Origin of the sequence: Nocardia sp. A7 (assembly GCF_046549215.1) — a bacterium.
Taxonomy (GTDB): domain Bacteria; phylum Actinomycetota; class Actinomycetes; order Mycobacteriales; family Mycobacteriaceae; genus Nocardia.
The window spans coordinates 1,207,348-1,232,022 of sequence record NZ_JAJPWE010000001.1 but is presented as its reverse complement, the minus strand read 5'-3'; the positions used below and the strand labels follow the sequence as shown (position 1 = coordinate 1,232,022).

Sequence of the window (24,675 nt, the reverse complement as noted above, 5' to 3'; positions counted from 1 at the left end):
CCGCGACACAGGCGGGCGACGTGGTGTCGCCCGCCTTCTGTGTGTTCGCCCTCATCCCGCTTGGCCGACGGGCACGCGCGGTGGCCGCGCCGTGCTGGCCTGAGCGAGCAGCGCGAAGTACTTGCGGAGCATGAGCGCGGCGGTGGTCGCCAGGCCTGCCGTCAGGCCCCACCACACGCCTGCCGCGCCCAGGTGCAGCGGGAACGCGAGCAGTAGCGCCGCCGGAAGACCCACACCCCAGTAGCCGACCAGCGAGAGCCGGAAGCCCGCGGATGTCTCCTTGAGCCCGCGCAGCAGTCCGGTGCCGATGTTCTGGGCGGCGTCGAAGAACTGCAGCACGATACCGATGAGCAACAGTGTGTGCGCGATGGCGATCGTGTCGGTGTCGGAGGCATCGAGGAACGGCGCCAGCACGAGGTCCGGGGCCAGCACATAGACGACACCGGTGACGACCGCGAGCACCGCGGCCATCCGCAACGCCAGCCAGGCCAGCGCCCGCGCATGGCTGAACTCGTCGCGCGCGACAGCATCGCTGACCAGAATCGACGCACCGTGGGAAAGGCCGATCGCCACCTGGAACACGATGTAGATGATCTGGTAGACGACATTGTGCGCGGCCAGCGCGGCGGGCCCGAAGCTGCCCATCACCAGCGCGAGCACCGAGAACATGCCCGCTTCCGAACCGTAGGTCAGCGCGATCGGGGTGCCGAGCCGCAACTCCTCGCGCACGGTCGACCAGCGCACCGGCCACGGCGTCGACGGCAGGGTGCGGCCGAGTTGTTCGTCGTGGTGCACCATCGCCCAGAGCACCCCGAAGGTGATCAGGAAGACCAGCGAGGTCGCGATGCCCACACCCGTCAGGCCCATGGCCGGAATGCCCGCCCAGCCGTGGATGAAGGCCAGCGCGAGGACCAGGTTCAGGGCCACCGAACCGAGCGTGACCAGCAACAACGCCTGCGGACGCTGCATGCCGACCGAGTACTGCCGCAGCACCTGGAACCACAGACACGGCAGCAGCCCGGGCGCGAGCGCGATCATCATCGGCCGGGCCAGCTCGAGCACCGCCGCGTCCTGACCGAGCCAAGGCAGTACCCAACCCAGCCCGACCAGCAGCGCACCACCGAGCAGACCGGCGATGGTCGCGATGACGAACGCGGCCCGCACCACCGCGCGCACCTCGTCGTCGGCGCAACCGCCACGCTTACCGGCCGCGCCGAGCGCGCCGGCGATCTGGTTCCCGGTGCCGGTGATCAGCCCGACGCACATCGTCCGGATCTGGTTGAACAACACCAGCGCCAGCCCGCCCGCGGCGACCTCGCGCACACCGAGCGTGCCCATCAGCGCGAGATTGGTCGTCGAGACCGCGATCTGTGCCAGCTGGGTGAGCGCGATCGGCGTCGCCAGCCTGGCCAGCGCGCTGCCGTCAACACGGACGCCGCTCACCGGCTCGCTCCGGGGTAGCTGCTCGGGTGGCGCGCGGTCGCGCTCACTCAGACCTCCATCAGTGCGTTGTGGCGCCGCAGCGGTGAGTACCGGCGCAGCAGTGTGGTCACTTCGGCTTCGGCGGCGGGGTCGAGCAGGTCGCGGGCGCTCATCCAGTCGTCGTCGAACACGGTGTCGAGATACTTCTCGCCACCATCACACACGATGGTCACCACGGTGGACCCGGCCGGGAACTCCTCGAGCCGCGCCAAGGCATTGTGCACCGAACCGCCCGCCGAACCGCCGATCAACAGCCCGTGTGTCCTGGCGACGGCGCGGGTGGTGGCGAAAGCGTCGACATCGCTGACCTTCACGCCCTCGTCGAGCAGCGAGTAGTCGACGGCCGTGCCGATGGTCGCGCCGGGCGGGGTGCCGGTGCCCGACTGCCAATACGGTCCGCCTTCACCACCGAAGGCGATGGAGCCGACCGGCTCGACGCCGATCACCCGGGCGGGCAGGCCGAGCTCGCGCAGGCGGGTTGCGGTGCCGAACAGGGAGCCGCCGGTGCCGACCGCCGAGAGCAGGATGTCGACCCGGTCGACCTCGGCCAGCAACTCCTCGGCGACGGCGTAGTAACCGACGGCGTTGGCGTCGTTGTTGTGCTGTTCGGTGAAGTAGGCGTCCTCGCGCGCGGCCGCCATCGCCTCGGCGAGATCTTCCCGCGCCGAGGTGGCCAGTTCGTCGCTGTCATCGTCGGCGACGAACACCAGGTCGGTGCCCATGGCTCGCATCGCGCGCAACTTGTCCTTACAGGCGTGGTTGTCGACCACGGCGGTGAATCGATAGCCACGTTCGGCCGCGACCACCGCCAAGCCGAGTCCGGTGTTACCGGACGTCGACTCGATGATATGCCCGCCATCGCGCAGCAAACCCCGCCGCTCCGCGTCGAGCACCATCGACCGGGCCATTCTGATCTTGGCGGCACCGGTCGGGTTGAACTGTTCGAGCTTGAGCAGCAGTCGGGTGCCGGTCTCGGTGACGGCGAGTTCGAACAGGGGGGTGCGGCCGATCAGGTCCGTCACGCGCGTGACGAGAGCCATGGGGTGTTCCTCCATCGGATTGCCGAGCTCGGGTGTATCAGCGGGCGGTGTGGTCCAGACTCCAGCGCAGTCGGTCGGCGTCTGCGCGCAGGACGACCTTGGGCGGGAGCGGGAGTTCGTGAAAACCGGATTCGTTGGAATCCATCTGATACCCGGCGGTGTTCGGGTAGACGAGCAGGTCGCCGGTTCGTGCGCGGCGGGGGAGCGGAATGCGTCGTCTGCTCAGCAGGTCGGACTCCAGACAGGTGGTGGCGCCGACACAGGTGGGGGTGAGGTGGCCGGGGGTGTCGGGCCACAACACGGGATCGGGGAGGTATTCGCTGTCGAACCACTGTTCGGACAGGCTCAGGCTGGTGCCGTCGACGGTGAGAATGTCGTACGGGTTTCCCTGCGTGGTCCGGGTTTTCACGCCTTGCACCCGAAAGACGGAGCTGCCTGCGCGGTCGAGCAGCGCCCGGCCGGGCTCGACAGCGAGCCGTATTCCATTGTCGCGCAGCAGTCCCGCAAGATCGTTGTGGGCGAGCACGGCCGCGAGCATGGCCGCACCGGGAACCGGGAAGTGGTAGGGGTAGTAGTCACCGGGCGGTTTCGTGTGAAACCACTTGTCGCTGAGGGTGTTCTGGAACTCGGTCCACGTCGAGGCATCGAGATAGTCGACCCCGAAGCCGCCGCCGATCGAGATCGTGTCCGCCGGATGGCCGTTGACCCGTGCGCGCCTGCAGTGCCCGACCATCGCCGCCGCCTGCTCGGAGCGCGCGACGGCGTCATAGCCGGACAGGTGGAAACTGAAGCCCGACAGTGTGATCGGTGCGCTGACGGCCTGGATGGCCTGCTCGAGTTCCATCGGATCGAGCCCGAACCGGCTGGTCGAACCTTCCGGTAGCACCCGCATCAGCACGCGCACCGGCAGATCCAGCGCGGTCAGCCGGTCGAGTTCATCGAGTGAGTCCAGCGCGATCAGTGCTCGATGCCGGGCGGCCAACCACAGCAACTCATCGGATTTCGCGGGCCCGGTGACCATCAGATCCTCACCGCGCACCCCTTGCCCCAACGCCGCGATCAGCTCGCCGGTGCTGGCGACATCGATCCCCGCACCGTTCTCGGCGCACGCACGAGCCACACATGCCGCCTTGTTCGCCTTCTTCCCGAAGTACACGAACCCGTCGACCTCGGCGAACGCCGACTGAAATGCTCTGATGTTCACCGAGACCCGCTCCGGGAACAGCACATGAAACGGCCCACCGACCGCCTCGGCGATATCGCCGAGCACTTGCGGATCCGCGAGCAGCCGCCGCTCGAGCGCATCGATGTAGGCGGGCATCGGTGGTGCGCAGTGCTCGGGCAGCACCTGCGCGCCCGTCAGTCCCACAACGGCACCTCCGTGCCGCGCCCTTCGGAAATCGCCCTGGCGGCCAGCGCGTGCGCGACCGCGATATCGGTGAGTACCAGCCCGCTGTTGTAGACGAAGATCTTCTCGTCCTCGCTGCGCCGGGCCACGGCGCCGCGGGTGAGTACCTGCGGCAGTTCGGCGTCCACCGAACGCAGGGTTCCGTCGGGTCCGACCATGTCGGTACCCGTCAGTGCCATCTGCGCCGCGCTGGTCGCCACCACCCGATCGGCCTCGACCAGCGCCGAGGGCGCGAGGCCGTAGCCGACCAGCACCGCCACCGAACCCGGTGCCAGATGCGAGGATTCGAGCGCGACCTCGGTGCCGGGACCGGCCGTCGCCAGCACCACGTCGGCGGATGCCGCCGCCGCGTACGGGTCGTCGACCACGTCCAGCAGCGCGTGCGGTGCCGCGTCGGCCAGGTGCGCGTGCACGGCGGCCAGCCCCTCGGGATGGGTGCCGTACACCATCAGCTTGCGCAACTGCGGATTCGCGGCGAGCAAGTGCGGCAACGCATTACGTCCCTGCGTGCCGGTGCCGATGAGCAGCACACTCTCGGCACCGCGCCGTACCGTCTCGCGCACCAGCAGCGCCGACACGGCGGGCGTGCGCAACGCACCGACCCGCGCGCAGTCCATCATCGCGATGGGGGCGCCGGTGGTGTCGTCGTAGAGCGTGATGGTCGTGTAGTACCGCTTGGTGCTTCGGTCGTGACCGGGATCGAATTTGTAGGAGGTCTTCATGGCCACCACGCGCCGCCGCCCGTCGCGGCCGAGCATGGCGTAGGACACCGACGAACCGCCGGGGTCGGCGACGCTCAGCTTGCGTGGGTTGTCGGATTCGCCTGCCGCGAAGGCGAGATAGGCCTCCTCGACGGCACGGACCACCTCGGCGGGCGTGATCGGTACGTCGGCCAGATCGCTGCGGGAGAGTACGCGCAGCCCGATGCCGCGGTCACGGTTGTTCAACGGATCCTCGTTCATCTGTCATGCCCCGCTCTGCTGTCCGATCAGCGGCCGCCCGGAACGGCGCGACCACCTGTTGGCCATACCCATTCTCGGACGACTCCTGCGCGCGCCGACGGCGTTCGGGCAGCCGGATATTGACGCGTTTGAGCCAGCGGTCGGTGCCGTCGTAGCGTGCGCGGAACGGAACGCGCCCGTGCACGGCCACATCGTTGTCCACCAGCAGGATCTCGCCGGGGGCCAGCGCGGGGGCGTGACTGACCCTGGCGAGTTCGGCGGTGAGCCTGGCGTACGCGGTGCGGAAGACCGCGTCCGCATCGTCGAGCGGGGTGTAGGCGGGATCGTAACGTGCTGTGGCGGAGCCGTTTTCGTCGAGCCACAGCGTCGGCAGCGGTGGTGCGAGTTGATCGAAGCCGGTGCCGTAGGAGACATCGGGCAGGATCGGCAGCGTCGGGGTGGTGAGCGTGCGCAGATCGTCGTCGGACAGGCGAACCTGGCGCACCGAGGAGACCGTGGTGGCGACCCGGTCGGGGTTGCGCAGGCAGATCAGCATCAGCAGGTTCGCGCGCTGCGCGTGGAAGGCGTCCTCGGTGTGCGGGCTCAGCAGGGTGGAACTGCTCGCGCCCGACTGCTCGTCCTCGTGGCCGGCGGCGGGCACGATGTTGTTGACCAGCCTGCCGTTCTGCTGCCCCTGCCAGCCGAACGGTTCGCCGGCACACCGCGCGAGCAGCAACAACGCGATATCCAGGGCGAGTGAGCCGTGGTGTGCCTGCTCGGCAGCGGCCTGCCAGTGCGCGGGTGTCGGACCGAAATCGTCATCGACGGGCAGTCCTCGGACCACGGTCGCGCCGGTTGTGGTGGCGGGTGGTCGAACTGCGTGGCGCAGGCTCTCGGGCAGGTCGCGGACGCGCTCGGCGATCTGCGCGATCAGCGCGGGGTCGTGCAGGGTGGTCGTATGCGGTGCGTCACCTAATCGGTGGCGGATGTCGGTCGCGAGCGACCGGAGCGCCGTGGCGGCGTCGGGATCGAGCTCGCGGTATTCGATGTCGTGCTGGTGAATCGTCATACGTTCGGAGAGAACGCTTTTCACCGGCTTCCCTTCTTCGCATCAGTCGAACGCGGGTGATCTTCATGCTCGCTGTGCGAAGGTAGCGTCTACCATATGATTAGGCAAGACTTACCTAATGTGTCGGCGAGGGAAATAGCCGATCCATATAACCTAGCTTTTCTACCGGAGTGGCCGTTGTAGGCGCTGACCGGGGTGTCGCGGGTCGCTGCGGTTCGGTGACGGTCGATGTGAAGCTGCCCACTCGGGGTGGTTTTTAGGCTAGCCTCGCCTGGTTTGCGGCGTCGGGAAAGGGGTTCCGGCGCACGCGGTTCGAGGAGGAAAACGATGGGTTTCACTCGCAGGCAGCTCTTCCGGTCCGGGGTCGGGGTCACCGCACTACTGCTGGCGTCCGCGTGCACCAGCGATGATCGATCGAGTACCGCGCAACGGGGCGGCACACTGCGCGTCGGCGCGCTCGGCACCGCCGCCCGCAGCGAACGCGACCCGCACGCCAACCTCAGCAACGACAGCGATTTCCTCATCACCTCGCTCGTCTACGACGCGCTCACCGTCCCCGGCGCCGACCCGACCGTCGCCCCGCGCCTCGCCTCGAAATGGGAGCCCAGCGCGGACAATCGCCGCTGGACCTTCACTATCGCCGACGGCGCGACCTTCCACAACGGCGCGCCGGTCACCGCCGACGACGTGGTGTGGTCGATGCGGCGCCTGCGCTCGGTCGGCGGCGCGTCGAAGATGCCGGTGGCCGAGAACGACATCGTCGCCGACGGACCGAACCGTGTCGTGTTCACCGTGCCCGCGCCCAATACCCAACTGCCACTGCTGCTTCGGCTGATGACGTTCACTGTGCCGAAGGACACCACCGACTTCGCCGCCGCGATCGGCACCGGCCCGTTCCGGCTCGAGTCCTATCAGGGCGGCAATGCCAGACTGGTGCGCAACGAACGCTGGCACGGCACGCCGCCGCTGCTCGACGCCATCGAGGTGACGATGTTCGACAGCGTCACCGCACTGGGCAACGCGGCGCTGGGCGGGCAGATCGACCTCGCCTCCAATGTGGGCGCGATCGCGGGGCGCACCGCCGCGGGCCGCGGTGACCTGCAGGTCATCCGGCGCGCCAACGACACCATGCTCGGCGTGGCCATGCGAACCACCGACGGTCCGTTCGCCGATGCCAGGGTGCGTTCGGCGCTGCGCCTCGGCGTCGACCGCACCGCGTTGATCAACCAGGTGCACTCCGGTTACGGCACGGTCGCCGCCGATGTGCTCGGCACCGCCGACCCGCTCTACGACAGCACGCTGCGCCGCGAGCGTGATGTCGAGCGAGCCAAAACACTGCTGCGCGAAGCCGGTTTCGACACCGGTCGCAGCTACCCGTTCGTGACGAAGGCCGAAGTGCCGGGCGAGGTCGAATCGGCGAAGGTGATCGCCACCCAACTCGCCGAGATCGGCGTCCGCCTCGACGTGCAGGTCGCGGAATCGGCCGCGTTCTATGACCAGACCTGGCTCAACGCGCCGCTGTACACGGTGTCGTGGGGGACCAACGACTCGGTGCTGTTCCTGGCCGACAAGCTGATGACGTCCGGCTCCAACCGCAACGAAACCGCTTTCCGCGACGCCGAATTCGACGCGGCCGATGCGAAGGCCCTCGCCGCGTCCGGTGACGAGTACTCGCGTGCGGTGCGCGAACTGCAGCGCATCGAGTTCGAGCGTGGCGGTTATCTGGTGTGGGGCATGGCCGACGGCGTGGACATCGCGGCGTCGACGGTGCGTGATCTGCCGACGCTCGGCGGGTTCGCGCGCGTTCAGCTGGAACGCGCCTGGCTGGCGTGACGGCGATGAAAATCCTTGCCCTGCCGATGTTCCGGCGGATCGCGCTCTTGGTGACATTGCTGGCCATCGTGTTCTTCGCGGTGGATCTGCTGCCCGGAAACGCGGCACGTTCGGCGCTCGGCAGGGAGGCGGGGCCTGCCGAGCTCGCGGCGAAGGAACACGAGCTCGGGCTGGATCGCGCACTGCCGGTGCAGTTCCTGGACTGGATCTCCGGGGTGTTCACCGGAGATTTCGGGCAGACCGCGCGGGGGAACTCGATCGGCGCACTGCTGGCCGACAAGTTCCCGCAAACGCTGCTGCTCGGCGGGCTCGCGTTGCTGCTGACCATCGTGGGGTCCTTGGCACTCGGCTGCTGGTGGGCGATGCGGCCGACCGCGCTCGGTTCGCGAATTCTGCAACCCGTCAGCACTGTCGCGGTCGCCGTGCCCGAGTTCGTCTGCGGGACCATGCTGATCCTGGTGTTCTCGTTGGCCACCGGTTGGCTCCCCGCCGTGACCATCACGAGCCGATCCGGGTTTCCCGCCGGGCCGGAAATGCTCGTGCTTCCGGTGTTGGCGTTGGCGATTCCGCAGATCGGCTGGAACGCCAGAGTCGTGCGTTCGGCACTGCTCGACGTCACTGCCGCGCCGCATGTGGAAAGTGCTGTGCTGGAAGGACTTCCGACCCGCACCATTCTGCTCCGGCACATGCTGCCGTTCGCCGCGCCGACCATCGTCGCCGGTTACGCCACCTCGGTCGGGATGCTGTTCGGTGGCGCGCTCGTCGTCGAAACCCTCTTCAACTATCCGGGCGTTGGAGCGGTGCTCGCCGGGTCTGTCGCCGACCGGGACGCCACCGTGGTCGCGGCGGTGGTCGCACTGACCGCGATGGTGATCATGGTGCTGCTCGCGGTCGCCGACTTCGTCCGGGCATGGGCGTCGCGGAGCGCACGATGACGGCACCAGGGCCAGTCGCGGATCAAGATCATCAGGCCTTGGTGGATTCTCCCTCTCGGCCGATGCCTACCGGAAGGCCTGGTGATCGCATGTCCAGGTGGGGTGCGGCGTGGTGGCGGTACTCGGTGGCGGTCGGGGTGGGGCTGGTTGTGGTGCTCGCGGTGGCCGGGCCGCTGTTCGCGCCCTATCCGGGTGAGAAGGCTGTCGGTATGCCCTTCGCGCGGCCAGGCGGGGGAGCTCTGCTCGGGACCGATCGGCTCGGCCGGGATGTGCTCAGCCATCTGCTCACCGGGGGTACTCAACTGCTGCTGGTTTCCGCGGTGATCGCGGCGGCGGTGACGGTGCTCTCGGCCGTGCTCGGCGCCGTCGCCGCCGTGCGTCCGCGCGCGGGCAAGGTGATCGAACTCTGCGGTGACCTGGTCATTCTGCTGCCCGCGGTCCTCGGCATTCTGCTGGTGCTCACCGCATGGCCGCAGGGTGGTGTCACCGCGCTGATCGCGGTATCGCTGCTGTTCGGAGTTCCCTACTGTGCCAGGATCTTCGCCGCCGCCGCGTCCACCATCGCGACCTCCGGCTACGTCGAAGCCGCCATCGCCAGCGGAGAATCTCTGTCCCACCTGGTCTTCCGCGAGATTCTGCCGAATCTGCGCGCCGTCTTCACTACCCAGCTAGGCCTCCGCTTCGTCGTAGCCATCTACCTCGTCAGCACCATCGCCTTCCTCGGCGTCCCGGCGCTCGGCCCCGACAACTGGGCGATCATGGTCCGCGACAACGCCTCCGGACTGCTGCTGAACCCATGGGCCGTCCTGGCGCCGAGCGCTGCCATCGCCATCGTGGCGGTCGGTGTGAACCTGGTGGTGACCAGTGGTCCCCGGAACCGGCCGAATCCGAAAACCACCCCGGATGCTGTCGAAGCAGTCGCGGTGGGCGCGGATTCGGGAAACGCGGCGGTGGTGGACGGGTTCAGCGTTGTCGCTGACAGCGGGGCGGTGTTGCTGGCGCCGTTGTCGTTTCGACTGAAAGCCGGGACCGTCACCGCGCTCACCGGGGCGTCGGGCGCGGGCAAGTCGACGGCGATGCGCGCGCTGCTCGGGCACCTGCCTGCAGGTGCTCGTCGAGCGGGCGCGGTGGTGGTCGCGGGGCACGACGTGTTCTCGCTCGATGCCGGCGCGCTGCGCGGATTTCGGCGCCGACACATCGCCTATGTCGGCCAGGACCCCGGGTCCGAACTCAACCCGCTGCTCCGCGTCCGAGCGGTCCTGGCAGATGCGGCCCCCGGCAGTTCCGACGCCGACCGACTTGCCGTCCTGGAACAGGTCGGCCTCGACCCCACCCATCTCCGCCGCCGCTGCGCCCGTCTCTCCGGCGGCCAGCAACGCCGTGTAGCCCTGGCCCGAGCCATCCTCCGCCGCCCCCGGATCCTCGTCCTCGACGAACCCCTGGCGGGCCTGCACGGCAGCCTGCGCACCGAGATAGCCCGTTTGATCTCCGCCCTCGCGACCGAAAACTCCATCACTGTCCTGCTTTCCGGCCACGACACCGAAGCGATCAACGCGATCGCCGACACCGTGATCGAACTCCACCCACCCGGCGACCGGGTCGCTGCCGCAGTGGACTCAGGCGAACACCGACCGTCGGCCGGACAGCCAGGCGCGACCTCGGTCACCGGCGTCGCTGAGACTTCTTCGTTCAGCGGTCGACAAGCTCCGACCACCATTCCGGCGGCAACCACCGACGCAATCGCCTTGCACGCCAAGGTGATCAGCGCGTTGGCGGGTGGTCACACGGTGCTCGAGAACATCGATTTCAGCCTGCCCGCAGGTGCCGCCCTGGCCGTCGTCGGACCGTCCGGGGCGGGGAAGACCACCCTCGCGCGGGTGGTCGCGGGCTTGCATGCCGACGCGGTCGGGTCGCTGGAAATAGGTGGTGTACGGGTCCCGATGGGACAGAAGCGGCGAATCGAGCCCGGTGCCAACGGCATTCAACTGGTCACCCAGAACCCGCGTGCGGCGTTGAACCCGCGCCGCACCGTCGAACAGGCACTCGCCCGCCCCCTGCGACGCATCGCGCGGGTGCCCGAGCACGAAATCCCCACCCGCGTCACCGCGCTACTCGCCGCCGTCGACCTGCCCACCGACCTCGCCGCCCGCCACCCCCACCAACTCTCCGGCGGCCAACGTCAACGAGTGGCCCTGGCCCGCGCCCTGGCCGCCGACCCGGCCATCCTGATCTGCGACGAGATCACCACCGCCCTCGACACCGACACCGCCGCAGCCATCATGTCCCTACTCGACCGTGTCCGCGCCGACCAAGGCACCGCGATCATCCTGATCAGCCACGACATGCCCCTGGTCCGCGGCCACTGCACCGACCTCCTGGTCCTGGACAAGGGCCGAATAGTCGAAACAGGCACCCCCACAACAGTTCTCACCACCCCCACCCACCAAGCCACCGCCGCCCTACTCGGCTGAACCCCCGCTGGGTACTCCGTTTCCACCTGATCTCGTCAGTACATGGGTAACTCACCGGGTACGGGCCAACGCGATTCCAGCCCAGGTCTGGCCGCCAACACAGCCGTACAACCGCCTGAGTCTGGCCAGAAATCCCGGGGAGGCGGAACTGAGATGTGCATAAGGTGCGTTGGATCTGGATGATTGAGCTGGTGAAGGTGCAGAAAGTCGGCGTGCTCGCCGCAGTCGCGATCAGCGCGCTCTTAGCGGGGTGCAGTTCGCTCGCGTCGATCCCCGATGACATGCCGCCCGGACCTGGCGTGCCCCTGCCCATGATCGATGTCGACGCACCCGGTCGCGCCTCGTCGCAGTTGCGCGGCTGGGCCGACGAGCAGTCCGGCGCGGTCGGCATCGAACCGGTCGCGCTCGAGGCCTACGGGTACGCCGCGGCCGTGCTGGCGAAGTCGAGGCCCGAATGCGGGATCGCCTGGACCACCATCGCAGGCATCGCCAGCGTGGAGAGCGGGCACGGCACCCATCGCGGTGCGGGCATCGATGCCGACGGCGTAGTACGCCCGGCCATCATCGGTGTCGCTCTCGACGGCACCAACGACAACGCCGACATCCGCGACACCGACGGCGGCCGCCTCGATGGCGACACCACTTACGACCGTGCCGTCGGCCCGCTGCAGTTCATCCCCGAAACCTGGAAGCGCTGGGGCGTCGACGCCAACGGCGACGGCGTGGCCGACCCGCAGAACATCGACGACGCCGCCCTCACCGCCGCCCGCTACCTGTGCACCCGCGGCGGCGACCTGACCTCGGCCGACGGTTGGCAGCGTGCCCTGTTCGCCTACAACCAGTCGAACAAATACATGCATGTGGTGCGCGATCGCGCCGCGATATACAGCATCGGGCGCCACGTGTAGTTGCGCGTAGCCCGGAGTGCCGGTTACTCCACACCCCGCCGAGACGATAGGCTCGGCTCCGCACGGCCTTTTCCGTGATACCTACCGTGCCTTCCGTCGTAAGGAGCAGTTTTCGTGGCCATTATCGAACAGGTCGGAGCTCGCGAGATTCTGGATTCGCGCGGCAATCCCACCGTCGAGGTCGAGATCGCCCTCGACGACGGCACCCTGACCAGGGCAGACGTACCTTCCGGTGCGTCCACCGGCGAGCACGAGGCCGTCGAGCTGCGTGACGGCGGCGACCGCTACGGCGGCAAGGGCGTCACCAAGGCTGTCGAGGGTGTCCTCGACGAGATCGCACCCGCCATCATCGGCCTCGACGCCGTGGAGCAGCGCACCGTCGACCAAGTCCTGCTCGACCTGGACGGCACCCCCGACAAGTCCCGCCTCGGCGCGAACGCCCTGCTGGGTGTGTCGCTGGCGGTGGCGCGCGGTGCCGCCGAGTCCTCGGGTCTCGAGCTGTTCCGCTACCTGGGCGGCCCGAACGCCCACGTGCTGCCCGTGCCCATGATGAACATCCTCAACGGTGGCGCGCATGCCGACACCGGCGTGGACGTCCAGGAATTCATGATCGCCCCGATCGGCGCACCCACCTTCCGCGAGGCGCTGCGCTGGGGCACCGAGGTGTACCACACCCTCAAGGCCGTGCTGAAGGAAAAGGGCCTGGCCACCGGCCTCGGTGACGAGGGTGGCTTCGCCCCCGACGTCGCGGGCACCGTGGAAGCTCTCGACCTGATCAGTGTCGCCATCGAGCGCGCGGGCTACAAGCTCGGCACCGATATCGCGCTCGCTCTCGACGTGGCCGCCACCGAATTCCACACCGAGGGTGAGGGTTACAAGTTCGAGGGCAAGATCCGCACCGCCGCCGAAATGGGCGATTTCTACGCGGACCTGCTCACCAGGTACCCGCTGGTCTCCATCGAGGACCCGCTCTCGGAAGACGATTGGGACGGCTGGGTGGCACTCACCGACGCGATCGGTGACAAGGTGCAGCTGGTCGGCGACGACCTGTTCGTCACCAACCCCGAGCGCCTCGAAGAGGGCATCGCCAAGGGCGCGGCCAACGCGCTGCTGGTGAAGGTCAACCAGATCGGCACGCTGACCGAGACCCTCGACGCTGTCGAGCTGGCGCACCGCAACGGCTACAAGACCATGATGTCGCACCGTTCGGGCGAGACCGAGGACACCACCATCGCCGACCTCGCGGTCGCCGTCGGTTCGGGCCAGATCAAGACAGGCGCTCCCGCGCGTTCCGAGCGGGTCGCCAAGTACAACCAGCTGCTGCGCATCGAGGACGCCCTCGGTGATTCGGCACGCTACGCGGGTGACGTGGCCTTCCCGCGTTTCACCGGCGAATTCTGAAGGTCGTACAGGGGCGGTAGCGAATGACCGAGCGACGTGCGCGTGGAACCAGTCCGGGTGGACGAGGTGACAGGCGCACGTCGCGGGCCGCGCGCTCCCGCCCCAGCCTCGACACACCGGGCCGCCCCACGGCGGCCAAACGCCCGACCCGGCGACACCCGCAACCCGCGGGTGCCACCCGCAAGTCCAACGGCAGACTCGAACGCAGCGAACACACCATCCTCGGGCTCTCGACCGGTAAAGCGGTGGTCCTGGCGGCGGTGCTGTGCGGTCTCGCACTGACACTGGCCGTGCCCACGCGCACGTACTTCAGTCAGCGCGCCGAAGCCGTGGCACTGGCCAAAGAGCGGACGGAACTCGAAGCCGACCTGGCGGGCTTGCGCGATCGTCGTGCGCAACAACAGGATCCCGCCTACATCCGCTCCGAAGCGCGCGACCGCCTGCGCCTGGTGATGCCCGGCGAAACCCCCTACATCGTGCAGATCCCCGGCATCGAAGCACCAGCGCCGCCGCCGATGAGCACCCGAACAGCGGCGCCCGACCCCTGGTACACCGACCTGTGGCGCAGCATCGCCGAACCAGCCCCGGAAGGACCACGGTGACGACACCGAACGAGCAAGACCTCGAGATCATCGCGAAGCAGTTGGGCCGCGAGCCTCGCGGAGTGCTCGAAGTCGCCTACCGCACCCCCGACGGCCTGCCCGCCGTGGTGAAGACCGCGCCCCGCCTGCCCGACGGCACCCCGTTCCCCACGCTCTACTACCTGACCGACCCCCGGCTCACCGCCGAGGCGAGCAGGCAGGAATCAGCCGGGGTGATGCGCGAGATGACCGAGCGCCTGGCCACCGACCCCGAACTCGCGGCCGCGTACCGCCGCGCGCACGAGAGCTACCTGGCCGAACGCAACGAAATCGATTCTCTCGGAACCGATTTCACCGGCGGCGGGATGCCCGATCGGGTGAAGTGCCTGCACGTGCTGATCGCGCACTCCCTCGCCAAGGGGCCCGGCCTGAACCCCTTCGGTGACGAGGCCGTCGCGCTGGCCGCCGACGCAGGCTTCCGCGGTACCGCGGTCCCCGCCGACTGGCCCGCCACCAGCAAGCCCGACGAGCAGGCATAATCGCGGACAGTGCCCGTGCGCGGGTCGAGACCTCTGGAGGACACCATGAGTGAGCGCATCGCCGCAGTAGACTGCGGCACCAACTCGATCCGCCTACTGATCGCGGAGGTCGGGGCAGACGGTGGCCTCACCGATGTGCACCGGGAGATGCGCATCGTGCGCCTCGGTCAGGGTGTCGACGCCACCGGGCGTCTCGCGCCCGAAGCCATCGAACGCACGCGCCTTGCGTTGGCCGATTACGTCGATGTGATGGTGGCGCAGGGTGTTTCACGCGTCCGCATGGTCGCTACTTCCGCCACCCGCGACGCTGCCAACCGTGACGACTTCTTCTCGATGACCCGCACCGAGCTCGGCCGAGCGGTGTCGGGCGCGGTCGCCGAGGTGATCACCGGCGACGAAGAGGCCCGCCTGTCCTTCGCTGGTGCCGTCGGCGAATTGTCCGCCGATGCAGGACCTTTCGTCGTAGTCGACCTCGGCGGCGGTTCCACCGAGCTGGTAGTCGGCGATGAGAACGGTGTCCAAGCAGCCTATTCCGCCGATATCGGCTGTGTCCGTATCACCGAACGCTGCCTGGCAGGCAACCCACCGACCGCCGACCAGGTCGCTGCCGCAAGAGAATTCGCCCAGCAGAAGCTCGACGAGGCCTTCGAGAAGGTTCCCGTCGACAAGGTGCGCACCTGGGTCGGCGTGGCAGGCACGATGACCACCATCACCGCCGTCGCCCTCGACCTCCCCGAATACGACTCCGCGCGAGTGCATCTCACCCGCCTGAGCCTGGCCGAGGTCAACCAGGTCTGCGACCGCCTGATCGCCATGAACCACGACGAACGCGCCGCCCTCGGCCCGATGCACCCCGGCCGCGTCGACGTGATCGGCGGCGGCGCCGTGATCACCGAAGTCCTCGCCGACGAATTGTCCAGCCGCGCGGGAGTTTCCGAACTCATCGTCAGCGAACACGACATCCTCGACGGGATCGCCATGTCGATCGTGAACACCGCGGCCTAGTCGGACTCAGCTGCCGGTGCGCTCGCGATGCTTGCATCCGGGCCAGCAGCACGGCCGCCGCTGACCTTCTTCGAGCTCTTCCTGGGTGCGACGAATGCGCCGTGCGCGAGTCGCGTCCTGTTTGGCGTCCTCGACCCAGCAGATGAACTCGTTGCGGGCCAGTGGCGTGATGTCCTGCCAGGCGCTGAGCGCCACGGAGTTGGCGAGCAGCGCCGCGCGCAGATCGGTCGGCAACTCGTGTACGACTCCGCCGGAGACTTGTCGATTGCTCATCAGTCCACGGTAGCGCGCACGCCTTCGACCTGCGGTTACGGGAAAGAGCTGGATTTCTAGAACTTGTTCTAGACAAAGTGGCGCATATGTCTCATCATGGAGTCATGAGCACAATGACGTCTCATTCGGCGCGATTCGAACTTCGTTCCGGAGAGACCTGGCGTGACCCCTGGTCCATGTATTCCGCACTGCGTGATCACGACCCTGTTCATCGGGTGATCCCCGCCGAGCAGGAAGGCAACGACTTCTACGTGCTGTCCCGGCATGCCGACGTGTGGATGGCGGCGCGCGATCCCGCGACCTTCTCCTCCGCGTCGGGGCTGACCGTCGACTATGTCGACCTGGTCGCCGCCGGGTTCGGTGCCGTCAAGCCGTTCGTCTTCATGGATCCGCCCGAGCACACCGATTTCCGGCGTCGGGTGTCACCGGGATTCACTCCACGCCAAGTGAATTCGGTCGAGCCCGCGGTGCGTAGATTCATCGTCGAACGCATCGAGCGGCTGCGTGCGGCGGGTACGGGCGACATCGTCAAGGACCTGTTCAAGCCGCTGCCCACCATGGTGGTCGCCCACTATCTCGGTGTGCCGGAACAGGATCACGAGAAGTTCGACGCGTGGACAGAGAACATCGTCGGTGGCGCGGTCGCCGGCGCCGGGCTTGCCGCAGGCGACCAGAACGCCTTCACCGCGGTCGGCGAAATGGTCGGCTATTTCAGTGAATTGATCGCCCGCCGCCGCGTCGAACCGGGCGACGACACCATCTCGCACCTGCTGGCATCCGGTCTCGGCGCCGACGGCGACAACGAGGGCCTGGTCGCGATCCTCGGCTTCGCGTTCACCATGATCACCGGCGGCAACGACACCACCACCGGCAACCTCGGCGGCGCGGTCCAGCTGCTCACCGCCAACCCCGACCAGCGCCGGCTGCTCATCGACGATCCCTCGCTCATCCCGGACTCCATCGAGGAGTTCCTTCGGATGACCTCACCGGTGCAGGGCCTGGCACGCACCACCACCCGCGATGTCGTCCTGCACGACACCGTCATCCCCGAGGGCCGCCGCGTGCTGCTGCTCTACGGTTCGGGCAACCGCGACGAACGCGAATTCGGCCCCACCGCAGCCGAACTCGACGTCCGACGCAACCCCAAGCGCATCCTCAGCTTCAGCCACGGACACCACCACTGCCTCGGCGCGGCCGCCGCCCGCATGCAGGCGCGCGTCGCACTGGAGGAACTTCTCACCCGCTGCCCCGACTTCACCGTCGACCTCGACGCGGTGCAGTGGTCGCAGGGCAACTACGTGCGCTGGCCGGTCTCGGTGCCGTTCCGTGCGGTGGGTTCGGCATGAACGGTGACTGGCTGGCCACCGACCGGGCGGACCTGGCCGCCGAACGCATCATCGACGCGGCCGCCGAATTGTTCGCCGAACACGGGGTGGCCGCGGTCGGGATGGCCGAGATCGCCAAGGCCGCAGGCTGCTCCCGCGCCACGCTGTACCGCTACTTCGACAACCGGCACGCGGTGCGTCTGGCGTTCGTGCACCGCGAGACCCGCCGCATCGTCGCCCAGCTCGACGAGCGGTTCCGCGACATCACCGACCCAGGAGAACGCATCGTCGCCGCGATGCTCGGCGCGGTCGAGGAGGTCCGCGCCAACCCTCTGCTCATCGCCTGGTTCCGCCCCGCCGACTCCGGCACGGCGGGCCGCATCAGCCAGGACTCCGACGTCATCGAGTCCCTGGCCGCGACCATCTTCGGCCCCACCGGCCTGACCGACCCGGAACGGAACCGGCTGGCCCGCTGGCTCACCCGCATCATCGTCTCGCTGCTGTCCGCGCCCGGTCGCGACGCCGCCGAGGAACGCGCCATGCTCGAAGAATTCGTCGCACCCGTCATCACCCGTCCCTTCGTCTCACCGAACTAGCAGGTGTTCTCTGTCTGAGCCCGCTACACCGGGGGCCAGGTCGGCGGCGCGTGTCGCGTCGGTCGATAGGGGTTTCGGCGTGGGAGGTTCGCGCGTGGACCCGGTGGTATCGGATGCGGTGGCATCGACTCCATGATGTTGCGCGGTAGCGGCATGGTCTCGTCGAAGAGGGAGACCGCGCGAAAGGGTTGGGCATCGATGACGGCCTGGGCGGGCTCGCGGCGGGATTGGTCGACGATCAGGATGGCCAGCATCGCCACCGCGGCGAACGCGATGCGCTGGTGGTTTGCGGGGTGGTCGGCGAGGCTGATGGCAAGGAACCCGCTCATGCCCGCCGCCGCGGCAGGTGCGGTGAGAGAGCCTGCGGCACTCGCGGTTACGACTTTCCAGATGCCGATAATGGTCAGCGCGGTAATCGCGAGCAAGCCACCGACCCCGGCTTCGACCGCGTAGTTCAACCACATGTTGTGGGTGTGGTGGAACTCCTCCGGACTGTCGATCACCTCGTTGAGCCAAGGCCCGGCCCGTCCCGGCCCGACCCCGAGCGGATGATTCACGGCGATCTCGACCGCGGCCGTCCACACGTCGGCTCGAACCCCCACCTTGCCGCGAGTGATGATCACGACGAACGCGAAGCAGGCGGCGACCATCGCTCCGATCGGCAACAACCACGGCACCCAACGCTCCGCCGTGGCGTGCTTACCAGGCCGCAGCCGCCGCAGGAGCGCGAAAACAACCAAGCCGGCCAGCGCCGCGACAGCGCCGCCACGCGACCCGGTGAGCACCACCGCCAGATACCCGAGCACCACCAACCCGCCACTCACCAACTGCGCCCGCATATTGGCGAGTGACCCGGATGCGGCCGCCGCGACCGGCAACAACAACACCAGATACGCGGCAAGCAGATTGGGATTGGAAAAGGTCCCGACGGCCCGAATCATGCTGTCGCCACCACAGACATCGTGCGAACCATCGAGCGACCCGCGACAGAATCCGGTCGGCGTCTCCTGCACCACCTGCTGCAACGCGACAATGCTCGCGATCGTCGTGCAAGCCAACGCGAGCAATGCGATCGCGGGCCACGAGTCGGGCACCACCCGCCGCACCCCCACCGCGAGATAGTAGACACCGACGATCGTGACCAATCCACGCCAGATTGACCACGGTTGTCCCGCCAGCTGATTGGCAACAGCCGACGAACCGAGCAGCAACGCGAGCGGAATGTCGGCAGGCGTGCGCCACCGAGCTTCACCGGTGCACACCACGGCGACCAGCCCGACACAGATGACCAACCGGGTCGGCGTCACAACCCAGAAGATCGACCCGTCGGGCACAATGTCGGCCACACACTCCAGCGCGATCGCGGCAAGGCACAGCAGTGCGGTCGCCCTTGCGACAACGACCCGCATCGGTGCGCGCGGTGGCATCTGCGCGGCCGGGTCGCGATAACTCATCCGCAATGTTTCGCGCATGAGGATTGCCTGTTAGCCACCACCAGGCGAGCATTCGATGACAAGTCAGTGCCCCACAGGGACTCGAAGAGGATGTCTCACGTCGTAGGCGGGTAGTCGCGATCTGGCCGGAATCTGGTGTGGTTTCGGCCGAACCAGCTCCACCTGTTCTCGGCTCACAAGTCGGTGTCGAACGTCCGAAATCCTTGTCGTAGCGGTACTTGGTCGTATAGTTCACACCACTGAGCCGCATCGAGTAGCACTCTGGAAAACAGTCTGGCTATTACGTAGCGCTGCTGCGGATTCGGAAGTGAAATCCGAGCACTGGTGGATCGTTCGTCGAATCAGGGGAACACATGAATTCCACACGTGGACATATGCGACATCGGGCCGTCGAGTCCGTAGCGGGCGCCGGGTCGCCGGAATTCTCACTACCTCAGCTCTCAGAAATGACAGTGCTCGGCTAGCAGAAGTGAGGGATCGCTGTGTCCACACCGAAATCCGATGCAGACGTCGAACAGGCCGTCAGTGCGCTGTTTCCCGACCTGTATTCCGAGTTGATCCGGTTGGTCCGGATTCCGTCGATCGCCACCGAAGGGTATCCCCCGGAACCGCTGTTCCAGGCACACGACCTAGTGGTGGAGTTGTTGAGGGACAGCGGAGTCGAACAGATCGAGGATCTACGGATCGAAGGGAAAACCGCACCGGTCATCATGGCGACGGTCCCGGGCCCGCACGGCGCCCCGACCGTGCTCATGTACACCCACTATGACGTTGTCCCCGCCGAGGACCTCGAACTGTGGGACACCCCACCGTTCGAGCCGGTGGAACGCGATGGTGCCATCTACGGGCGCGGCACCGCGGACTCCAAGGCCAACATCATCAGCATCATCGGGGCACTGCGCGCCTACGGAGGTAAACCGCCGGTCACCGTCAAGCTCGTGCTGGAAGGGCAGGAGGAATTCGGTAGTCCCTTCGACTTCTATCCCGTCGACAACCCGGCGCTGTTCCAGGCAGACGCGATGGTCATCGCCGATGTCGGCAGTGTCCGGCCGGGTGTACCGACCCTGACGGTGGCATTGCGCGGGTCGGCGCAGGTCACAGTGGAAGCGCGAACTCTGGACGCGGACAAGCACAGTGGCCTCTACGGTGGTGCCGCCCCGGATGCGCGGCTGGCGTTGATCCGTGCGCTGTCCTCGCTACACGACGACGCGGGCGACGTCGCGGTGGACGGGCTGCGCCGCGAGTCGTGGACCGGCACCTCCTACACCGATGAAGAGTTCCGTGAACTGGCCGAAGTGCTGGACGGCACACCGCTGATGGGTACCGGTGGCATCGGTGAGCGAATCTGGTCGGGACCGGCGATCACGGTGATCGGATTCGACGCACCGGCGCCCGATGCCTCGGTCAACGCTGTCGCCGGCTCGGCGCGAGCGGTGCTGAACGTGCGGGTACATCCCGAGCAGGAGGCCGCCCAAGCGCAAGCCGCGGTGATCGACCACCTGCGGGCGCTGCGTCCGTTCGGGATCGAACTCTCCGTCACCGCGGGTGAAGTCGGCAACGGATTCGCCGCGCCGACGGGCGGTCCTGCCTTCGATGCGGCCAAGTCCGCGCTGGGGCAGGCGTGGGGCGCCGAAGCCGGACAGATGGCAGGCGGTGGCTCGATCCCGTTGGTCATGGCGCTGCACACCGCGGTCCCCGAAGCCGAGAAACTGCTGTTCGGCGCTACCGACGGCTACGCCAACATCCACGGCCCGAACGAGCGTGTCCTGCTCGACGAGGTCGCCAAAGCGACGCTGGCCAAGGCGTTGTTCCTGCGTGAGTACGGCGAGAACTTCGCCGCCGCACGAAACGGAGCGGGTCGATGAGTACGGACACCACCGCGCAACCGACGCCGCACGCTCGGCCACGCAAGAAGTTCGAGTTCCCCGGCGCCGTCACCGTGTTGGCGATCGTCATGGTCCTGGTCTGGATCGCGGCCCTGTTCATTCCGGCGGGCAGATTCGCTACCGATGCCGTCGGTGCGCCGATTCCGGGAACCTTCGAAGAGGTCTCCGCGCCGCTGTCCTGGTGGGAACGGATCCAGCAACTGATCCTTGCCCCGGTCAACGGGCTGTACGGAGTCCAGGACCTGGGCACAGGCTTCGTCGATCCGGACAACCTGGGTCGGCTCTTCGGTTCGGTCGGTGTCGTGCTGTTCATCATGGCGCTCGGCGCGTTCATCTCCGTCAGCTTCGCTACCCGCAGCCTCGAGGTCGCCGTCGGTCGGCTGGGTGCGCGACTGCGTGACAAGGCATGGCTGCTGATCGCGGTCATCATGGTGCTGTTCTCGGTGCTCGGCACGACCATGGGTTTCTCGGTGGAGACCTTCGGCTTCTACGCGTTGGTGATTCCGCTGATGCTGGCCCTCGGTTACGACCGGATGGTCGCCGCGGCGACCATCATCGTCGGTGCGCTGATCGGCAACATGGCCTCGACGGTCAACCCGTTCTCGATCGGCGTCGCCTCCGGTGAGGCGGGCGTCTCGATCGGTGACGGCATCGTGCTGCGGTTCATCCTGTGGATCGTGCTGACCGCGGTCGCCGTCGCGTTCGTGCTGCGCTACGCCGCGCGGGTCCGAAAAGACCCGTCGGCCTCGGTCGTCGGGTTCGACGAAGAGCCCGATCCCGAGGACGAAGCCGACGGCGCCCTGGACGAGCAGCTCAGCACAACCCAGAAATGGGTGCTGGCCATCACCGGGTTCACCTTCGCGCTGATGATCTTCTCCGTCATCCCCTGGTCGGCGATCTTCGGGTCGACCTCCGGTCCCGCCGAATACGACCAGTATCACGAAACCCTCACCGAGCCCTATTGGTTCGAGCTCAACTGGTGGTTCCCGCAGCTGGCCATGCTGTTCATCATCGCCGCGATCGTCGTCGGGGTGGTCGCTCGGATGGGGGAGAAGGAGACCGTCTCGCTCATCACCCGCGGCGCGGGCGACATGGTCGGGCCCGCGATCGTCATCCTGCTGGCGCGTGGCGTCTCGGTGATCATGACCAACACCCAAACCCTCGACACCGTTCTCAACGCCATGGAACAGCTCGTCGACGGTGCCGCGGCCGGGATCTTCGCGATCCTGGTCATGATCGTGAACATCCCGCTGGCGTTGCTGATCCCGTCGTCGTCCGGGCACGCCACCCTGGCGATGCCGCTGCTGGCGCCGCTGGGCGACTTCGCCGGCGTCAGCCGTGCACTGGTGATCACCGCGTTCCAGATGGGACACGGACTCACGATGCTCGTCGCGCCGACCAATGTGGTCGTCGTCGGCGGATTGGCGATGGCCAAAGTCGGCTACGACAAGTATCTGCGCTTCATCTGGCCGTTGATCGCCGTCAACTTCGTCATCGTCTGCGTGGTTCTCGCGGTGGCCGCCGTCGTGGACTGACGTGGATCCCGCCGATATCACCTACCTCGTGCTCGCCGCGGCGGTGGTGCTGTTCGTCTGGAACCGGCTGTCGGTCGGCGTGGTCGCGATCGCCGTCGCCTTGGCGCTCTACGCCACCGGGGTGCTGTCGTTGGACCAGGCCCTGTCCGGGTTCGGTGACCCGACCGTCGCGTTCATCGCCGCGCTGTTCGTCATCAGCGAGGCACTGGACGCGACCGGGGTCACCGCCTGGGCGGGACAGCAGCTGATCGCGCGAGTCGGCAGCAGCCGCACCCGGTTGCTGGTGTCGATGATGATCGCCTGCGCGGTGCTGACCGCGTTGATCAGTGTCAATGGTGCCGTGGCGGCGTTGATTCCGATGATCGTGATTCTCGCGGTCCGGCTCGAGCGGCCGCCATCGCAACTGCTGATGCCGTTGGCCTTCGCCGCGCACGCTGGTTCGCTGCTGGTGTTGACCGGTACGCCGGTCAACATCATCGTCTCCGAGGCGGCTGCCGACGCGGGCGGCCGAGCGATCGGCTACTTCGAATTCGCTCTCGTCGGTGTGCCACTGCTGGTCGGCACCATCGTGATCGCAGTCGCCTTCGGCGCGCGCCTGCTGCCCAACAGCACACCGGCGACCATGCCGCCGGATCTGAGTATGTTGGCCGCGACGTTGACCCGGCAATACGCCCTGCCCCGTGACCTGATCCAGCTGCGGGTGAGCGGACGATCCGAGCTCATCGGCACCGACTCGCACACCCTCGCGACGCTGCTTCCCGAAGGCGCCTCCCTGCGCGGGGTCGCACGAGCGGGCCGGGCGAACATCGAAGGCCCGATCAGCGCCGGGGACACCCTGGTCATCTCGGCCGAGAACAGCGTGGCCGACTTCGTCGACGAGTACGCACTGACGCCGTGTGGCCGCATCGAGACCAGTCCGGACAGCCTGATCGGCACCGAGTACGGCGTCGCCGAGGTGATGATCCCGCCGCGCTCGGAGTTCATCGGGCACACGATCTTTCCCGGCATGATGACCGCGGGCGGAGACCTGATATTGCTGTCGGCGCAACGCTCCGGTGAGAATCTCGGACCGAAACCAGCCACCTTGCGGGCCGGCGACACCCTGCTCCTCCGTGGTTCCTGGAACGCGCTGGTCGAACACATCGCCGATCCCGAAGTTCGCGTGGTCCACGAGCCCGATCTGATCCGGCGCCAAACAGTGCCGATGGGGCCGGGCGCCAAACCTGCCATGGCCATCGTCGCGGCGATGGTCGTGCTGCTGGCCTCCGGGCTGGTACCCGCGGCGGTCGCGGCGCTGCTGGCCGCCTGCGCGATCGTAGTGTGCCGCGTCCTGACCGTCGACCAAGCTCACCGATCGATTTCGTGGACCACCCTCATTCTGGTCGGCGGCATGATCCCGCTGTCCACCGCCATCCGCGAAACCGGCGCCGCCGACCAGCTGGCCTCGATCTTCCTGTCCGTCTTCGGCGACCTCGACCGGCACCTGCTCTTGATCGGGTTGTTCGGCGTGACGGTCGTCCTCGGTCAGCTCATCAGCAACACCGCGACCGCGCTGATCGTCATACCGATCGCGGTCGCCATCGCCGACGAAATCGCAGTATCACCGCTTCCGCTCCTGATGACTGTCGCCGTCGCCGCGGCAGCGTCGTTTCTCACCCCGGTCGCGACTCCGGCGAACATGATGATCATGGGCCCGGGGAATTACCGATTCGGCGACTACTGGAAACTCGGTCTGCCGATGCTGGCCTGGTTTCTGATCGTCACCGGGCTCGCGGTACCGCTGATCTGGTCCCTCTGAATCCGGGTCCGTTCGCTTTGAAACGCGGTACGTGCGTCGGAATCGGTGACGAGGTCGAGCACACGCCGAGCCTGATCGGAGAAGGCGATCCGATTCTGGTCGGGATTCGCGGTCTCCGATTCGGTCGGGGTGTAGATCGAAACACACCAGTTATCGACAACGGCGGCAAGCGATTTGATTTCGCCGCGCGTGGGA

Annotated in this window: 20 protein-coding genes; 13 read left to right on the top strand and 7 right to left on the bottom strand. The window is 67.4% G+C overall.

The features are described from left to right. Positions 1-51: 51 nt before the first annotated feature. From ACLJPD_RS05595 to ACLJPD_RS05575, 5 genes are read right to left on the bottom strand one after another with little or no spacing between them, the layout of a single operon-like run. Positions 52-1,443: an MATE family efflux transporter gene (locus ACLJPD_RS05595; protein ID WP_410870646.1), complete on the bottom strand. Its 1,392-nt coding sequence runs from the start codon at positions 1,441-1,443 to the stop codon at positions 52-54. 47 nt (positions 1,444-1,490) lie between these two features. Continuing rightward, positions 1,491-2,522 carry a PLP-dependent cysteine synthase family protein gene (locus ACLJPD_RS05590; protein ID WP_410870645.1) on the bottom strand — a complete coding sequence of 344 codons (1,032 nt, stop codon included), beginning with the start codon at positions 2,520-2,522 and terminating at the stop codon, positions 1,491-1,493. Between the two features lie 37 nt (positions 2,523-2,559). Next, positions 2,560-3,843 (bottom strand): Y4yA family PLP-dependent enzyme, encoded by a 1,284-nt coding sequence (locus ACLJPD_RS05585; RefSeq protein WP_410871936.1) that lies wholly within the window; start codon positions 3,841-3,843, stop codon positions 2,560-2,562. A gap of 38 nt (positions 3,844-3,881) precedes the next feature. After that, positions 3,882-4,892: an ornithine cyclodeaminase family protein gene (locus tag ACLJPD_RS05580; RefSeq protein WP_410870644.1), complete on the bottom strand. Its 1,011-nt coding sequence runs from the start codon at positions 4,890-4,892 to the stop codon at positions 3,882-3,884. Beyond that, positions 4,864-5,940 (bottom strand): TauD/TfdA family dioxygenase, encoded by a 1,077-nt coding sequence (locus tag ACLJPD_RS05575; RefSeq protein WP_410870643.1) that lies wholly within the window; start codon positions 5,938-5,940, stop codon positions 4,864-4,866. The genes ACLJPD_RS05580 and ACLJPD_RS05575 overlap by 29 nt, the downstream gene beginning before the upstream one ends. A gap of 327 nt (positions 5,941-6,267) precedes the next feature. Here ACLJPD_RS05575 and ACLJPD_RS05570 point away from each other — a divergent pair, with 327 nt between their 5' ends. The 8 genes from ACLJPD_RS05570 (at position 6,268) to ACLJPD_RS05535 (ending at position 15,613) form a co-directional block, all read left to right on the top strand. Beyond that, complete coding sequence (locus ACLJPD_RS05570; protein WP_410870642.1) at positions 6,268-7,773, top strand: ABC transporter substrate-binding protein; 1,506 nt, start codon at positions 6,268-6,270, stop codon at positions 7,771-7,773. Positions 7,774-7,778: 5 nt separating this feature from the next. Further along, positions 7,779-8,708 (top strand): ABC transporter permease, encoded by a 930-nt coding sequence (locus ACLJPD_RS05565; protein WP_410870641.1) that lies wholly within the window; start codon positions 7,779-7,781, stop codon positions 8,706-8,708. Between the two features lie 89 nt (positions 8,709-8,797). Beyond that, positions 8,798-11,179 (top strand): ATP-binding cassette domain-containing protein, encoded by a 2,382-nt coding sequence (locus ACLJPD_RS05560; protein ID WP_410870640.1) that lies wholly within the window; start codon positions 8,798-8,800, stop codon positions 11,177-11,179. Between the two features lie 179 nt (positions 11,180-11,358). Continuing rightward, positions 11,359-12,087, top strand: a complete 729-nt coding sequence (locus ACLJPD_RS05555) for a lytic transglycosylase domain-containing protein (protein ID WP_410870639.1) — start codon at positions 11,359-11,361, stop codon at positions 12,085-12,087. 114 nt (positions 12,088-12,201) lie between these two features. Next, positions 12,202-13,488 carry a phosphopyruvate hydratase gene (gene eno / locus ACLJPD_RS05550; protein ID WP_410870638.1) on the top strand — a complete coding sequence of 429 codons (1,287 nt, stop codon included), beginning with the start codon at positions 12,202-12,204 and terminating at the stop codon, positions 13,486-13,488. A 23-nt stretch (positions 13,489-13,511) separates the two neighbouring features. Then, positions 13,512-14,090 (top strand): FtsB family cell division protein, encoded by a 579-nt coding sequence (locus tag ACLJPD_RS05545; RefSeq protein WP_410870637.1) that lies wholly within the window; start codon positions 13,512-13,514, stop codon positions 14,088-14,090. Beyond that, positions 14,087-14,608 carry a DUF501 domain-containing protein gene (locus ACLJPD_RS05540; protein ID WP_410870636.1) on the top strand — a complete coding sequence of 174 codons (522 nt, stop codon included), beginning with the start codon at positions 14,087-14,089 and terminating at the stop codon, positions 14,606-14,608. Before ACLJPD_RS05545 ends, ACLJPD_RS05540 begins: the two co-directional genes overlap by 4 nt. A gap of 45 nt (positions 14,609-14,653) precedes the next feature. Then, entirely contained in the window at positions 14,654-15,613 is a 960-nt protein-coding gene (locus ACLJPD_RS05535) for an exopolyphosphatase (RefSeq protein ID WP_410870635.1), read from the top strand. Between the two features lie 6 nt (positions 15,614-15,619). On the opposite strand, the gene ACLJPD_RS05530 is transcribed toward ACLJPD_RS05535, so the two are convergent. Next, positions 15,620-15,886, bottom strand: coding sequence for a YdeI/OmpD-associated family protein (locus ACLJPD_RS05530; RefSeq protein ID WP_410870633.1), 267 nt, complete (start codon positions 15,884-15,886; stop codon positions 15,620-15,622). 104 nt (positions 15,887-15,990) lie between these two features. On the opposite strand from ACLJPD_RS05530, the gene ACLJPD_RS05525 reads away from it, so the two are divergent. After that, positions 15,991-17,232 (top strand): cytochrome P450, encoded by a 1,242-nt coding sequence (locus ACLJPD_RS05525; protein ID WP_410870632.1) that lies wholly within the window; start codon positions 15,991-15,993, stop codon positions 17,230-17,232. Further along, on the top strand, positions 17,229-17,807 hold the full coding sequence (locus tag ACLJPD_RS05520) for a TetR/AcrR family transcriptional regulator (RefSeq protein WP_410870631.1): 579 nt from the start codon (positions 17,229-17,231) through the stop codon (positions 17,805-17,807). Before ACLJPD_RS05525 ends, ACLJPD_RS05520 begins: the two co-directional genes overlap by 4 nt. Before the next feature lie 23 nt (positions 17,808-17,830). On the opposite strand, the gene ACLJPD_RS05515 is transcribed toward ACLJPD_RS05520, so the two are convergent. Then, complete coding sequence (locus ACLJPD_RS05515) at positions 17,831-19,279, bottom strand: O-antigen ligase family protein (RefSeq protein WP_410870630.1); 1,449 nt, start codon at positions 19,277-19,279, stop codon at positions 17,831-17,833. A 464-nt stretch (positions 19,280-19,743) separates the two neighbouring features. On the opposite strand from ACLJPD_RS05515, the gene ACLJPD_RS05510 reads away from it, so the two are divergent. The 3 genes from ACLJPD_RS05510 to ACLJPD_RS05500 are packed head-to-tail and all read left to right on the top strand — an operon-like array spanning position 19,744 to position 24,480. Further along, a complete protein-coding gene (locus ACLJPD_RS05510) occupies positions 19,744-21,126 on the top strand; it encodes a M20/M25/M40 family metallo-hydrolase (protein ID WP_410870629.1) in 1,383 nt (460 codons plus the stop codon). Next, positions 21,123-22,682, top strand: coding sequence for a YfcC family protein (locus ACLJPD_RS05505; RefSeq protein WP_410870627.1), 1,560 nt, complete (start codon positions 21,123-21,125; stop codon positions 22,680-22,682). Before ACLJPD_RS05510 ends, ACLJPD_RS05505 begins: the two co-directional genes overlap by 4 nt. 1 nt (position 22,683) lies before the next feature. Then, the gene (locus ACLJPD_RS05500) at positions 22,684-24,480 is read left to right on the top strand and encodes an SLC13 family permease (protein ID WP_410870626.1); all 1,797 of its coding nucleotides are present in this window, start codon (positions 22,684-22,686) and stop codon (positions 24,478-24,480) included. Positions 24,481-24,675: the final 195 nt, after the last annotated feature.

What these genes read in the sequence shown, in the direction of transcription:
- ACLJPD_RS05565 (WP_410870641.1), top strand. Translation starts at nt 7,779, where the DNA reads ATGAAAATCCTTGCCCTGCCGATGTTCCGGCGGATCGCGCTCTTGGTG.
- ACLJPD_RS05530 (WP_410870633.1), bottom strand. Translation starts at nt 15,886, where the DNA reads ATGAGCAATCGACAAGTCTCCGGCGGAGTCGTACACGAGTTGCCGACC.
- ACLJPD_RS05515 (WP_410870630.1), bottom strand. Translation starts at nt 19,279, where the DNA reads ATGCGCGAAACATTGCGGATGAGTTATCGCGACCCGGCCGCGCAGATG.
- ACLJPD_RS05590 (WP_410870645.1), bottom strand. Translation starts at nt 2,522, where the DNA reads ATGGCTCTCGTCACGCGCGTGACGGACCTGATCGGCCGCACCCCCCTG.
- ACLJPD_RS05560 (WP_410870640.1), top strand. Translation starts at nt 8,798, where the DNA reads ATGTCCAGGTGGGGTGCGGCGTGGTGGCGGTACTCGGTGGCGGTCGGG.
- ACLJPD_RS05545 (WP_410870637.1), top strand. Translation starts at nt 13,512, where the DNA reads ATGACCGAGCGACGTGCGCGTGGAACCAGTCCGGGTGGACGAGGTGAC.
- ACLJPD_RS05555 (WP_410870639.1), top strand. Translation starts at nt 11,359, where the DNA reads ATGATTGAGCTGGTGAAGGTGCAGAAAGTCGGCGTGCTCGCCGCAGTC.
- ACLJPD_RS05570 (WP_410870642.1), top strand. Translation starts at nt 6,268, where the DNA reads ATGGGTTTCACTCGCAGGCAGCTCTTCCGGTCCGGGGTCGGGGTCACC.
- ACLJPD_RS05535 (WP_410870635.1), top strand. Translation starts at nt 14,654, where the DNA reads ATGAGTGAGCGCATCGCCGCAGTAGACTGCGGCACCAACTCGATCCGC.
- ACLJPD_RS05580 (WP_410870644.1), bottom strand. Translation starts at nt 4,892, where the DNA reads ATGAACGAGGATCCGTTGAACAACCGTGACCGCGGCATCGGGCTGCGC.
- ACLJPD_RS05520 (WP_410870631.1), top strand. Translation starts at nt 17,229, where the DNA reads ATGAACGGTGACTGGCTGGCCACCGACCGGGCGGACCTGGCCGCCGAA.
- ACLJPD_RS05575 (WP_410870643.1), bottom strand. Translation starts at nt 5,940, where the DNA reads ATGACGATTCACCAGCACGACATCGAATACCGCGAGCTCGATCCCGAC.
- ACLJPD_RS05525 (WP_410870632.1), top strand. Translation starts at nt 15,991, where the DNA reads ATGAGCACAATGACGTCTCATTCGGCGCGATTCGAACTTCGTTCCGGA.
- ACLJPD_RS05505 (WP_410870627.1), top strand. Translation starts at nt 21,123, where the DNA reads ATGAGTACGGACACCACCGCGCAACCGACGCCGCACGCTCGGCCACGC.
- ACLJPD_RS05585 (WP_410871936.1), bottom strand. Translation starts at nt 3,843, where the DNA reads ATGCCCGCCTACATCGATGCGCTCGAGCGGCGGCTGCTCGCGGATCCG.